The sequence below is a fragment of the Neisseria sp. P0009.S010 genome (assembly GCF_051958545.1).
Lineage (GTDB): Bacteria > Pseudomonadota > Gammaproteobacteria > Burkholderiales > Neisseriaceae > Neisseria > Neisseria subflava_A.
This window is the reverse complement of sequence record NZ_JBQCVH010000011.1, coordinates 1-14,137: the sequence shown is the minus strand read 5'-3', so window position 1 is coordinate 14,137 and position 14,137 is coordinate 1. Positions and strand designations below refer to the sequence as shown.

The following is a 14,137-nucleotide window of genomic DNA, read 5'->3' as shown; positions in this document are numbered from 1 at the left end:
TTTATGCGAGGGGATTTTTGTTTTTAAAGATGTGATATTTATTTCAATCCTTTTTTCACCAAATCTTCATATCCACCATGGTTGGTCACATTGGTGTAGCCAGCATTTTTCAACTCGGTCAATGCGGTTTCTACACGACGACCACTGCGGCAATAGAGATTAACGGGCGCAGTTTTATCTGGGCTAACCGCTTGAATACGTGCAAGGATTTGATCGTGCGGAATATTCACGGCATCTTGTAAATGACCTGCGTTAAATTCCTCGGCTGAACGTACATCAATCCAAACACTTTTTGCTTTTTCTGGTTGTACTGCGCTTTGTTCTGTTTGTGGTGCAGTATTCGCAGAAGCCAAAAACGGTACAGCAATCGCTGCCGCAGAAAGTACTGCTGTAAATAATTTTTTCATCATTCAATCTCCAATTAGATAGAAAATAATCGTCTTATAGGTTTAGGAATCTTATTAAATTAACAATCATGAAAAATATCTAAAATTTTGACCGCACTTTTACACGAAAAAGCCATCTGAAATTTAGTATTCAGACGGCCTTCCATATAAAGTTAGCTGCACAAACGCCTAGATATCCCTAATTCATCATAAATGCATATCTAATCGATGCTCATTATCCCACATTTCAGCTTCATTTTTATAAGACTTAGCCAACTGACCAAGTAACTCATCGGCCACAAACGGATGAGTAATAGCTAATTGTCTACGCCAATCTTGATATTGTTCGAATATTCTCCATTCTTGAGCACCACCATCACCAAATGAACGACTTGTAACTCCCCTGCTATTACGTTTTTCTATATACATTCCTTCAATCATATTTTTAGAATGTATATCTTCAACTAAATCACGTACACCTTCACAAGGCCAAATCCCATCTTCTCCATTTTGGCAATGGCCTAATAACTTACCAATAAAATATTCAACGATATTTCTACGTCCATGCTTTTCAGCAAGGTTAATTGCTTGTTTTACCCATCCTTCAAGCTTTTCGGGATTAATTTTTCCTAAATTATCTTCGCCCGGTATGTGGCTTAAGGCATTTAAAGTATACCGGTAATATTTAACTAATTGCGTGTTAACAGCCTCATTTTCATCTTCTAATCCATCATCTCTTTTATAAAGTTTTGAGATAAGTTGAACGAAAAATTCAGGATGTTCTTCTAAATATCTTTCTAAACTTTTGATTGAACAATTTTCACTTTTTCTTCCATAAGGTGCTAAAGCCACTATGTAGGAAAATTCTAAATTCGCCTTTTGTTCTAAGCTCAAAGTTTCACAATCAGAAATTTGAGAAAATGCATCTCCTAACCGATAACTATCTGGTGGATTATTTTCATTTTTTGCTGTTGGTAAAAGCATTGCTGTTAAAATCTCAAAAATAACTTTAGGAGATATTTTTTTTAGATTAAAACTAATATATAAAAAAGCAGTTTGAGGTCTGTTTGCTGACAGCAGACATCTTACGGCATTTTCAGCTTCATTTATATTCTGACAATATGATGGAACAATTTGCTCCCAATATTCTTGTTGGTAATGTTTCTCTAGAGACTCAACCAAGCTCCATACCTGTGAATCAAAAGGTGCCTGTAAGTATACTTGTACTTTACCAGAATCATCTAAATACCCAGAAAGGGTTTCAAATAAAGAGGTGTTATCATCACTTTCGGATAACAATCCCCGAATAATGTTCTTATAATTAATGTGAGCATCTTTTTTAAAAGACTCCAGAGCCAATTTAATTAATTGTACTGACTCCTCATCTGATGAAAATACAAAACGTCTTAGAAGAAAACCTATCGTACTTGCGCAATCTCCTTTTAAAGATAATTCTAGAATTCCTGAAAGTCCTTTTTCTTGTAAAATTTCTTTTAACGCGACAACACGATTTTGGTTAATAATTCCTTCTCTTTCTTCAAAATTCATATTTGGATCATCTTCTATCTCATCAGTAGAGTAATCTACCCAATGAGATCTAAATAACCAGAAATATTTATCTATTAGTTCTTTGGGTTCTAATGCTGCATATGTCTGCTTGCCCAATTCCGTAAACATAATTCTATTAGAATCTCTTTTAGCTCTTTTAGATAAAATAGTCGTGCGAAGTTTTTCTCGCATGGTAATTTTCTCAGATTCTGTAGCTTGGTTTAATGCCCAATCTTTAATAAGAAACCAAATTTTATTTTGCTGTTTAGGTGTTAAACCATGAATATGATTGACTAAATCAAGTAATTGTTCAAATGTATGACTTGCCCAAGTTAATGCTATTTCTACTGAGGCATTCCAGAAATCATAAACATCTTGTTCAGTTACTGTATTTTGAGCACAATTATTCCTCCAAATACATTTACTAGCTGGAAATGCTGTTTGAGCAGATGTACTTGGAAATTGGCTAATACAAATTCGCCAACCGATATCTGGAAATTTTCTAACTAACTCTTTTAATAATTGAATACGTTCTTGCGTATTGATATTTGTAGCAGGTAACCAAGCTCTAAAAACTCCAGATAATGAATTAAAAGGTTTGTTGCTATAATTATCAGTGATTTCCTCTTGACTTAATTGAGCCAAAATTTTTACCACTCTAGCAACTGTTAATTTATCCCAAGCTAATTTCTCTAATGCCCACAACAAATCAGTATACTTAGGTGAAGAGAAAATATCAGTAGAAACAGGTTGCATTAGCTCTAAGAATTGCTTATCAGTTTTCAAATCGTTTTCTATAATACTTAAAAATACTTTTGGGCTCGCTTCTGCATACACTGAGAAATCAGATGCTTGTGCAAGCAATACTCTTAAGTTAAGTGGAGAGAATAATTCTTCCACGAGTTTATTTACTGCTTCCTCACAATTAAAAGCTAATCTATTTTTAAATAATTCATTACCATGAACAGCCAATAAAATAAGCATCTCCCCTATACTATCTCTCAAGCCTTTAGAATGCTGACGCTTTTTATCATATATATTAGCTTGCCATTGCTGATCTTTAGGCAAATCTAAGGCAGGATTATCTTCTCCTAAAACTAATTTAGCGCTGTCAAAGAAGCGCTCTAAATCTGCTTTAGTAATGTAGGGTGCAATAGCAAATAACAAATCGATTTTTGATACTACTCCTCTATGTGAGTCTACTGCCCAAACGGGAGAGTCATTAAGAAGCAAGCTTACTTGAAACTCTTGTTCTAAAGACTCATACGGTAAATTTTTTGATAAAGCTTCTAGGATAGAAATGTCATATTGATTAGAACTGTCCCATCCTCCAGCAAATAGAAATGGAATAAGAACTTGATTATGACTATCTACCCATTCAGGCTTATGAATAGCCTCATTCTTTGACAGCTGTCGTCGCAGGACTGTTAATGAATAACCGGATTTTTTTGCCAATTCTTGTGCTGTATCATAGGAATACCCCATTTCTTCTAATGAATGAAGAAAAGTTACTGAATCTAAAATTTCAAGTTTTAGATCAATATTTTGTATTAGAGTATTTTTAGGGTAAACAACAAAGGCATGAATCTTTTGCGAATATTGAGCCAGCTCTTTTTCGACGTTTTTATTATCAGTAATTGCAATAAAACTCTTAGAGCCTTGAGCAAGACGAGAAAGGACATTCTCTTCTTTAAATACTAGACAATTATCTCTATAAGAAATAAATTTTTTATCTGAAAACAGGGCGGACAAAAATGCCATTGCTTCGATTTTAGAATCAGCTGCAATGTAAAAAGGTTTTTGGGGCGGTTTGGATAAATAATCCAAAATCTTTTCTTCATATACTTTAATTAATTTGTTAAAGAAAGACGTATTTAAACTTGGATTACACACATTTGCCCATTCTTGCCATACACTATCTAAGGAATCTACATTTTGTGTAGGCAATTTTGCTTCATTTGCCAGCCAACTTTGTGCTGGTAATGACTGAGCTAGCCACTGTTCAAGATCGCTTGCATCATATGCTCTGACATCTTTCCATTTATTAAGAGCTTTCTTTTGCTGAACCCATTTATTTTTTCCAGGCCAGCGACGAGGTGTTACAAAAATAAATGTTATATTTTTAGAATCTGAAAGGTGAGCCTTAAGGCTTTTATCAAAATCACTATCAGCTTTGGCCTTAATATCTTTATTAACACCAAATTCCCAGCCTGAATTACCATCAGGAATCCACGGAGTTGCTTCATTTGACTCAATCCAACCATCCCAGCCAGGTCGTTGTGAATCATCATTTCCAGGAAAATCAATTTGAGTTATTTTTTCGCTCGTTGAGTGGATCAGTGTTCTCAAAAAAACAGATAAACGTGATCTTGATGAAATTTCGCAAGTATTGACCCAATTTTCAATATCATTTGCTTTTATATCTAAAAAAGGAGGAGCATAAATATGAGTTGCAGGAGCTTCAGTTTGTTGAATTAGAGCATCTTCATACTCAGCCTGCCATTGCATTAATTGATCTAATGGGAAGTTAAAGGTCTTTGATAACCGCTGAGCCATGTTAGGTGACAACATTGCTTTACCATTCAAGAAATTAGATAGTGCAGGTCGACCAATTGCTAGCAATTTTGCAGCTTCTGTTACCGTCATTCCTTTAGGTAATAACTCTTCTTTGATTCTTAAGCCAGGATGTTTTACAATCATTTTTAGTTCCTTATTTAAGGGTTTATCAAATGCATTTCTGCGTATATTTTGTAACACTAACGATACGCCAATACTGTGTAGCGTTACACAATACAGATTAACTCTGAGGAATTAAAAGGTCAAGCATCTGAGTCTGCTTGACTTTTTCTTTTTCAAAAAATAGCACTTGTAAGTCTTTAGATATCTCTTAGGTTTACGATTACAACCCAATTCATAGACTGAGACCTTTGCAAAAACTCCCTTTTACCCGACGGCCGAAACCTAACACAGGTTTTCGGCTGTTTTCATTTCAAATATCCACTGATTCTACTCAAATACCCCCTTAATCCCCCTTGGATACCTGATAATCAGGCATCCGGCCGCCTTTTAGGCGGCAACAGGCGCACTTAGCCTGTTGGCGGCTTTCAATAGGTTCAAACACATCACCTTCAGATGGCTTTGTGCACTCACTTTGCTCAGTCCGAAGTAGGCTGCCCGCACATAGCGGAATTTACGGTGCAGCGTACCGAAGCTCTGTTCGACCACATAACGGGTCTTCGACAAATACCGGTTACGTTTGGTTTGCGTTTCCGTCAGCGGATGGTTACGGTGTGCTTTGCGCATAATGCCGTCCTGCAGTCGACGCTCTTTCAGATGTTGCCGGTTTTCCTTACTGTCATAGCCTTTATCGGCATAGACGGTCGTACCTTTGGGCAGTCCTTCCAACAAAGGCGACAGGTGTTTGCACTCATGGGCATTGGCGGGGGTAATGTGCAGTTTCTCAATATAGCCTTCCGCATCGGTACGGGTATGTTGTTTGTAACCGAGTCTGTATAACCCGTTTTTCTTTATCCAACGGGCATCGCTGTCTTTACTCGGTGTGGTTTGGCCGCTGACTTGTCCTTCGTCATCGACTTCTATGGCCTGGCGCTGTTTGCTGCCGGCGGTCTGAATAATGGTGGTGTCAATGACGGCGGCGGATGCTTTCTCTACTTTTAGGCCTTTTTCGGTCAGTTGTCGGTTAATCAATTCCAGCAATTCGGGCAGGGTGTCGTCTTGCGCCAGCCAGTTGCGGTAGCGGCATAGGGTGCTGTAATCGGGGATGCTCAGTTCGTCAAAGCGGCAAAACAGGTTGAAGTCGATGCGGGTGATGAGGCTGTGTTCGAGCTCGGGATCGGAGAGGCTGTGCCATTGTCCGAGCAGGACGGCTTTGAACATGGACAACAGGGGATAGGCGGGACGCCCTCGGTGGTCTCTAAGGTAACGGGTTCTTTGACGATTCAGGTATTGTTCGATCGGCTGCCAATCAATCACCTGATCCAACTTCAATAGTGGGAAGCGGTCGATGTGTTTGGCAATCATGGCTTGGGCGGTTTGCTGGAAGAAGGTGCTCATGGGAAATCCCCTAAATGTCTTTGTGGGAATTTAGGGGATTTTGGGGAATTTTGCAAAGGTCTCTATTTGTCTGCCAATTCAACACAGAGGCAATGATGTTCTCTTTGTTGCCAATGCCTCAGTTTGTATATTCGTCGTATTTGTCGGGGTCTTCGTATGCAATACGAAGTTTTGAATCATTTTTCAGCGAAAGCAGGGGATTTGAGCTATCGCCAACATCAAACATGAAGGTATCGATACCGCAAAGCTTCTACAGGAATGTAAAAACATTGCCGGTTTCCTCATGTAAAACATCAATAGCATAGATTGCATTTTCGGCACTGGATCCTGAAATATGCTCAAATGCTGGATACTCGACATACCAACCGTATGCGAAGTCTTTGTGGGTTTTAAAGCAATCAGACAGGTTCACTTTGGCCAACAACTTGCGAACCGCAGAAAACAGTTTTTTGCTAGTTTGATCCAAAGTAACCTGATGATTCTGAACATCCAGGGCTTCGAACCCTGTCTGTTCAGTTCCTTTCAGCTCATCCTCTGCATCAGTCTCTGGGCTATCTTCTTTAGCTGGCACAGATTCAATAGATGAATCCCCTGACTCAGTGTTATTTTCAGATGCTTCTTTTTGATGCAAATTGACATCTTGTTTGACAGCTGTTTCAGATTTATTCTTATCAGATAAATTTTCTGTTTCAGGAAAGGCTTCAGTACCATATTCAAATTTGAATTTGTTGAGTACAAACTGACAAAGCTCATGTACGTCTAACTCTGTTGCAGAATATTGGTTATGCCACTGATCCAGCACATCTGACCATAAATATTGGAAAGAGTCGTCCAACTGAATTGATTTAGAAATTGAGAACAGGGTAGAGTGAAGTTTTTTAATTTCTTCAACTTTTGCATGGGAAAGTTTGAATGCGTATTCTTGAAGCTCCTGTAAGTTATCAGAAGCAAAAAAGAACAGTCCTAGAGTTTTATGAGAAACCGTAAGCCCTTTATCAGAAAACATCACCTCCAGTTCGCGCAAAGAAAGTTTCCCTGAGTCAGATTTATCTTGGAAAATATCGCGAATTTCGGCGTATTTGCAGGCTTTATCCCAAAAACACATTTCAGCACGCAGTTCGTTTTCAACAAGGTGCGCAACCTGCAATGTAGTTTCGTCAGAGTAGGGGATGTAAATGCACGGCATCATACGGAAGCGGTTATCGCCAGTTTCTTCCAAGAGTTCGCGCAAGATTTTGAGACGGGTATTACCACCCTGTGCCAGTACATATTTACTTTCACCAGGTCGCTGGGTAACGTGTACCGGTTGTTGAATACCTGAAGAACGAATGGACTCTTTGATGGCCTCATAGCTGGAAACATCATGTAAACGGCGTGGGTTTTTGTCAAAGAAATCGATCTCGCTGATTGGCAACGACATTAACATGCCCTGAGAAGGAGTATCCTCGAGGCCAAAACTCATATTTGTCTGTGCAGGTGTACCGATGTGTAGGCTCAAAGCTGCTTTGGTTTGGCCCAGATTCATGACTGTACCTCCTCTTGCAGCAGGCTGGTCATGTCGTTGAAACAGCTTCCACGCAATTTTTTATTTTCGATACCAGGGAAAATCTCATAAACAATACGGTGCATGATTTCATAAGCGGGCAGCATCTTTCCAAGCTGTTTACGCTCATGGCAATGAACAGGAACTCGTAACGTTGTGGCTTCCTTATATGCTTTGGCAGCAGGAACTGCTACGCTCAGCAATTTACGTCTGTCGTCTAAGGTATTACTAAAGAAGTCTTTGATAGAGGATGCGATGAATTTCGCATCATTGGTACGATCTTGCGCGTAGATGATGGCTCGTAATTGAGGCATGGGGATGCGCATTGCTTCGCCTTTTTGCAGTCGCTTCAGAAGTTCTTGGGTACCAGTGAGAAACTCACGGGCACTCAAAACTTCAGGCATAATCGGGCAAAGCAAGCATGTAGCAGCGAAGGCAGCTGTATCCAAGAGAGGGCCGACTGCACCCTGAGTATCGATCAAAACCACATCGTAGTTATTCTGTATGTATTGTGAATGCAGTTTGCTTCTCAGCAAAAAGGCACGATCGGGACGAGAAGTTACTTCAGTCTCGACAAAAGCAGAAATGTTATTGGAAATAACGATGTCTAAATTTGGGAAAACGGTATTGGATATTGTTGAGCGGATGACTTCTTCGGTATTTTCACCGAGAAGCAATTCGACAATACCATTTGGAGCGCGGTGGCTTATTGGGTAGTATTTAGACAGTGATGGCTGAACGTCGCAGTCGATCATTAGGACGCGGAGTCCAATATCAGCGAGAACGCCAGAGACATTAGCAATGAGTGTTGTTTTGCCTACGCCGCCTTTGGTAGCGGCCGCAGACAATATTACGGGTGCGGACATAATATTTCCTTGTATAATCAAGGAACAACGTCAGCGAGAAGAGGCAATTCAAGACGCGAAGAATATGCTTAAATCATCTTTAATAGGAAATTTAACATAATATAAATTATTTTCCTTTTTCCTATTCTTCTACAAATTCCGCTTATTGTTCCTATATGTCAAATGAGAATCAATGATACTCTAGAGAGTGTGCTCATAGTACTCCAATTTTTAGTATGAAATCAATAGGTTTTAAGAGAAATTTGGCTGTACCTCTACCACTTAATTATTGGTTAGTGGAATAGGGTAGAGAGCAGGAAGCAAGTAGCCAGTACGATACCAAGTACCTTCAACTCACAGACTGTCACTCTATCACTGATAGCAGGCTGGAATAGGACGGACAAAGATTTTGAATTGCCCAAATTCAATCTCTCAGACGGCCTTCTTCCCGTCAATCCTTCCCCCTTTACCAGCAGCATTATCACAGATATCATATCAAACAAATTGTTATGATTTATTTGATTGCTTATACAACTATTTTATCTGTTAAAAGTGAAGTATATTCGTTGAGCCTTTTTATTTCCGCATACCTTATTGCCTGGTTGCATTGTATATTCTGTAATTATTATCAACTTATAAAGGTAGATATACTGGCTGAAACCTTTGCAAAATCCCCCAAAAATCCCCTAAATTCCTACTAAGACATTTAGGGGATTTCTCATGAGCACCTTCTTCCAACAAACCGCACAAGCCATGATTGCCAAACACATCGACTGCTTCCCACTATTGAAGTTGGATCAAGTGATTGATTGGCAGCCGATCGAACAATACCTGAACCGTCAAAGGACCCGTTACCTTAGAGACCACCGCGGCCGTCCCGCCTATCCCCTGTTGTCCATGTTCAAAGCCGTCCTGCTCGGCCAATGGCACAGTCTCTCCGATCCCAAACTCGAACACAGCCTTATCACCCGCATCGACTTTAACCTGTTTTGCCGTTTCGACGAGTTGAGCATCCCCGATTACAGCACCTTGTGCCGCTACCGCAACCGGCGGCGCAAGACAACACCCTGTCCGAATTGCTGGAACTGATTAACTGCCAACTGACCGAAAAAAACCTAAAAATAGAGAAAGCATCCACCGCCGTCATTGACGCCACCATTATTCAGACCGCCGGCAGCAAACAGCGCCAGGCCATAGAAGTCGACGAGGAAGGACAAGTCAGTGGACAAACCACACCGAGCAAAGATAAAGATGCCCGCCGGACAAAGAAAAACGGCCTCTACAAACTTGGTTACAAACAACATACCCGCACCGATGAGGAAGGCTGTATCAGGAAACTGCACATCACTCCCGCCAATACCCATGAGTGCAAACACCTGTCGCCTTTGTTGGAAGGGATAGCCTTGGCTGCCGCCGCTTTCATGCTGCGGCAGGGTGGGGCTGTAGTTGAGGCCTTTGTTCATGTTCTGGCCGGCGGTTTGGGACGCACGACCAAAGGCGCTTTGATTGAAGCCGTCGCTGCCTTTCAGGCTGCCGCCGTAGCCGGCACCGATACCCATGCTGCCGGCGCTGTAGCTGCTTTCGTTGCGGAGGTCTTCAAAAAGGGTGCCGCCGACATCGGCGTCGATGCGTCGGGCATGGGCTTGGGCACCGTTCAGCACGGTATTGCCCTTGCTGCTGAGCTGCAGTTTGTCGGACTGCAGCAGGGTGTTTTGATGGGTTTGGCTGTCGGTGCGGTTTTTGCCTTTGCCGTAGGCGGCTTCGGCGTAGATATAGACACCGGTTTGCGCACCGACGGAAACCCCGACGCCGACCTGTACGCCGGCATTGCGGTTTTTGCCGTCCTGATGTTGGCTGTCTTGGGCCGACTGCAGCAGGATGTCGCGCGCGGAATCGAGGCGGATGGTGTCGTCCGCAGTAATGTTGCTGCCTTGGACGGTAATGTCGCCCTCGCGGCTGCGGATATTGATGTCGCCGCCGGCTTTCAGGCTGCTTTGCCGGCTTTGGCGGTAGTGTTGGTTTTGCTCTTTGCCGGCGGTTTTAAAGCCGAAACCGGCTTCAACGGACAAGAGGACAGCGCCTTGCTGTCCGGTTTGGTTTTTGACGGCGTCGGCCACTAAAAGTATGTTGTGGGAACAGGCCTATGCACTACGTATATACTTACTTACAATAACTTAGAGCTTGTTTTGCTCCTTGTCCAATTTCCGAGTAGTTTCTGTCAACGGGTATGATTATATCTTTTCCATCAATGCCTTCCCACGCATCCGATCTGATATGTTTATTGGGGGAAATTACGATTTCCTTGCTATCCATTTTAATGCTGCACATCATCATCTTTCTAAAAAAAGCTAATTTGGTTTTATACCCCAGTGTTTCTCGTATATGATCAACCCATTGGTTATAGCGTTGAACTCTTTGTACCGGATCGAAAAAATTTTTATATTCTTTACTCCCATATTCAAAAGTTCGACTATTTTTTAATGCCTGGAAAACAGCTTGACCAAGCAGATTGTTATCGACATCCGGAAACAAAATATGAGGTGGGAATAAGGTGTCTAACATTAACAACCTAAATCCGGATTCTGTTTGCACAATGAACGCTTTTTCATTTGCATACAAACTTGCAAAATATTTATTTTCGCACTTATCTTCCATTATTTAATCTCCGTTACTTTAACATTAATACCATGAGTCTTTCCATATTCTATCGCTTTGTTGATTTGCTGCCATTGTTCTTTAGTGGTTTGGGCTGGAATAGCTAAATGTATCTCTCTCCGAGTAATTGTATCAGCATTTAACTTAACACTAGAAAGAGAGTAAGTTTTAAAATTGGCAGCTTTGTCAATATAATTTTTTAAAGTACTATAAATTTGTCTTGGTTTGAGCATCCTTGATGCTGTTTGTGTATCCAATGTCTTAGCACTAATGGCTAAGCCATCACGGGAGTCATAATAATCAAAAGTTTTAAAATTCTTTGGTAGTCGAGCATCCGAGGGAAGGTTTTTACCAACATAATTCTCCCATGGCATACCTTGCTTTCCAATACCATTATTCCATTGGATACCTACTTTTGAATTAGAAACGGTTTTACTTGGTTTGGCAAATAAGATATTTAAATCCGTAACTTTCTGATGTGCAGTTGAAAATTGATTAGCCATGCGCCCAGCATTAACATCCAAGCTGGTCGGCGGTCGGTTATATCCGGCCGGAATCGGTTCGTGGATTGCCAACGGAGATTTCTTAACCGAAGCCCCACCAAGACTGACACTACCCAACATTGTTCCGGCACCTAAAAAGAAATTGGCTTTCCCGTGCTCAAGGTTTCCCTGTGTGATTTGATAAGTTCCGTAACTGGCTTGTGCTCCACCAATAGCCATCATCAGATAACGTCCTCGAGTGGTAAATTCCAAACCTAAAGCAATGCCTTGTGCGGTGGAGGCTGCTGCTCTGCCTTCAAAACTATCGGCATAAGCTTTATCCCTTTCAAGGATATTCCAAGCTTTCTCGTATTTCCCTATCGGACGACCTTCCGATAAAAAGAAATGCTTAACAGTAGCCAAACCGGTTTTATACTTTCCTCGGGCATCCTGGATTTCTTTCCAAGAGTTATTCCAATGTTCTCTGACTTTTCTATCTCTTTTGGCTAGCCAAAACGGATAATAAGGTTCTCCATTTCTCAAGATTTCTTTACCTTGATAGAGATCATTCTTAATTTTTCTATCAAGAATTTTCTGATCATCATAGATGATGTCTAGATAGGATCGCAAACTAGCTGCTTCTTGGGTTGTCAGGTCTTTTTTTCCATCTTTTCGATGAAGGTCTGAATAATATTTTCTATATAACTCATTGCTTACTTGGTCTTTAGCAGCCAGCCGCTCAAATTCGGCCTTTTCCTCATTACTTGCTGTATGGTTGAGAATTTTCTCTGTTAAAAGATCGTATTTTTTTCTGTCTTCGTTGTTAAGCAGATTATTCTCCACCGCATTCTGTCCAAGCACACCCCCTACCTGTGCATTGAACAGGGCATTGCTGTTGCCGTTGGTGCTGCCGCTGCCGTTCAGACTGCCGCCCGCCGCACCCACCACCGAAGCAATCGCCCCGGTCTGCGCTTTGATCTCTTCCTTAATGTGCTCGGGTAAAAGGTTGGGATTGAATTTCCCCGTTGTCGGGTCAATCGCGGTCTTGCCGTCGTCGTATTGTTTGGCCAGATACCCGGCCGCACGTTCTGCAGCAACGGCAGCGCTGCCGCCGGCCAGCGGGTCGGCGCCGTTGGCGTAGGCCAAGGCGGCACCGAGCATAAAGTGGCCGATTGCTTGCGCGGCTTCGTTTTTGTGTTCACCGTGGCCGAAGCGCTTACCGATGGCGGCTGCAGCATACGGCGCCAACGTATTGGCCGCCAGCTGTAAATCACCCTGTCCGCCCAGGGCGCCGGTAATCAGGGTTTCGGCGGCGCTAAGCGCACGGCTTTTGCTACCACCTATGCCCCAGCTTCGGGCTTCTTGGTAGGCTTGGGCGTAGGCGGGGGAATGGGCCAGCATCTCCTGCTGCCGTTGTGCGTTGCTTAGGCTGAGGTAGTGTTCGTAGCTGCCGTCGTTTTGTTCTTTCAGACGGCCTTCGTAAGCGGCCTGTTGTTTTTCCAGCTCTTGGGTCGCGGCTTTGGCACGGTTGCCCCTATAGGTGCCGACGGCACTGTGGATGGCGGCAGTCGATTGGGCAATGGTTTGCTGTTTGTCGAGTAGGTTTTGCAGATCGGGGACGGCTTCGGCGCTGCGGTGGGCGTTTTGCGGGTCGGTATGGATGCCGAGAGCGCGGGCACTGGTTTTTTTGCCGCCGATGGTGATGTTGCCTTCGCTGAGTACGGAGCGGGTATAGCCTTGGCTGTTGCCGCTTTCATGCTGGGGCAGGGTGGGGCTGTAGTTGAGGCCTTTGTTCATGTTCTGGCCGGCGGTTTGGGACGCACGACCAAAGGCGCTTTGATTGAAGCCGTCGCTGCCTTTCAGGCTGCCGCCGTAACCGGCACCGATACCCATGCTTTGGGCACTGTAGCTGCTTTCGTTGCGGATGTCTTCAAAGCTGAAACTGCGGGCGGTGAGCTCGTTGTGATCTTTATCTGCGGCAGAAGCGATGGCGCCGCCTTTAAGCCGGACGCTGTCGGCTGTGATGTGGTAGCCGCCTTCGCCGGCAAAGAGACCGCTTTGGCTGCCGACGCTGCGGCTGTGGCCGTTGGCTTTGCTTTGGTTGTAGTTGCCTGATACGCTCCATGCGGTACCGAGGGCGACTTGGGCGCGGATGCCGCCGCCGCTTTGTTTGCTCTCCTGTTCGACAGTGTCCTGCGGGCTTTCGATGTGCAATGTGCCGCCGACATCGGCGTCGATGCGTTTGGCATGGGCTTGGGCACCGTTCAGCACGGTATTGCCCTTGCTGCTGAGCTGCAGTTTGTCGGACTGCAATAGGGTGTTTTGATGGGTTTGGCTGTCGGTGCGGTTTTTGCCTTTGCCGTAGGCGGCTTCGGCGTAGATATAGACACCGGTTTGCGCACCGACGGAAACCCCGACGCCGACCTGTACGCCGGCATTGCGGTTTTTGCCGTCCTGATGTTGGCTGTCTTGGGCCGACTGCAGCCGGATATCGCGTGCGGAATCGAGGCGGATGGTGTCGCCCGCGGTAATGTTGCTGCCTTGGACGGTAATGTCGCCCTCGCGGCTGCGGATATTGATGTCTCCGCCAGCTTTCAGGCTGCT

The 14,137-nt window shown here is 43.3% G+C and carries 7 protein-coding genes and 2 pseudogenes; 1 reads left to right on the top strand and 8 read right to left on the bottom strand.

The features are described 5' to 3' along the window. Positions 1-38 precede the first annotated feature (38 nt). The 5 genes from ACTHSN_RS10205 to ACTHSN_RS10185 form a co-directional block, all read right to left on the bottom strand. Positions 39-407 (bottom strand): rhodanese-like domain-containing protein, encoded by a 369-nt coding sequence (locus tag ACTHSN_RS10205; RefSeq protein WP_070461580.1) that lies wholly within the window; start codon positions 405-407, stop codon positions 39-41. A 186-nt stretch (positions 408-593) separates the two neighbouring features. Next, positions 594-4,634 (bottom strand): helix-turn-helix transcriptional regulator, encoded by a 4,041-nt coding sequence (locus tag ACTHSN_RS10200; protein WP_083290069.1) that lies wholly within the window; start codon positions 4,632-4,634, stop codon positions 594-596. Positions 4,635-5,000: 366 nt separating this feature from the next. Then, the gene (locus ACTHSN_RS10195; RefSeq protein ID WP_107810383.1) at positions 5,001-6,008 is read right to left on the bottom strand and encodes an IS5 family transposase; all 1,008 of its coding nucleotides are present in this window, start codon (positions 6,006-6,008) and stop codon (positions 5,001-5,003) included. 250 nt (positions 6,009-6,258) lie between these two features. Next, the gene (locus ACTHSN_RS10190) at positions 6,259-7,533 is read right to left on the bottom strand and encodes a ParB family protein (protein WP_234396211.1); all 1,275 of its coding nucleotides are present in this window, start codon (positions 7,531-7,533) and stop codon (positions 6,259-6,261) included. Continuing rightward, positions 7,530-8,417 carry a ParA family protein gene (locus ACTHSN_RS10185; RefSeq protein ID WP_049323310.1) on the bottom strand — a complete coding sequence of 296 codons (888 nt, stop codon included), beginning with the start codon at positions 8,415-8,417 and terminating at the stop codon, positions 7,530-7,532. The genes ACTHSN_RS10190 and ACTHSN_RS10185 overlap by 4 nt, the downstream gene beginning before the upstream one ends. 699 nt (positions 8,418-9,116) lie before the next feature. On the opposite strand from ACTHSN_RS10185, the pseudogene ACTHSN_RS10180 reads away from it, so the two are divergent. Then, positions 9,117-9,796, top strand: a pseudogene (locus tag ACTHSN_RS10180) (IS5 family transposase); the annotation flags it as partial. Positions 9,797-9,967: 171 nt separating this feature from the next. Here the strand turns inward: ACTHSN_RS10180 and ACTHSN_RS10175 are convergent. From ACTHSN_RS10175 to ACTHSN_RS10165, 3 genes and pseudogenes are all read right to left on the bottom strand, one after another. After that, positions 9,968-10,513 (bottom strand): annotated as a pseudogene (locus tag ACTHSN_RS10175) (hemagglutinin repeat-containing protein); the annotation flags it as partial. Between the two features lie 43 nt (positions 10,514-10,556). Next, positions 10,557-11,051 carry a contact-dependent growth inhibition system immunity protein gene (locus tag ACTHSN_RS10170; protein ID WP_019271746.1) on the bottom strand — a complete coding sequence of 165 codons (495 nt, stop codon included), beginning with the start codon at positions 11,049-11,051 and terminating at the stop codon, positions 10,557-10,559. After that, positions 11,051-14,137 (bottom strand): hemagglutinin repeat-containing protein (locus ACTHSN_RS10165; RefSeq protein ID WP_440365300.1); only part of this gene is annotated, 3,087 nt, incomplete at its 5' end. The genes ACTHSN_RS10170 and ACTHSN_RS10165, both read right to left, overlap by 1 nt.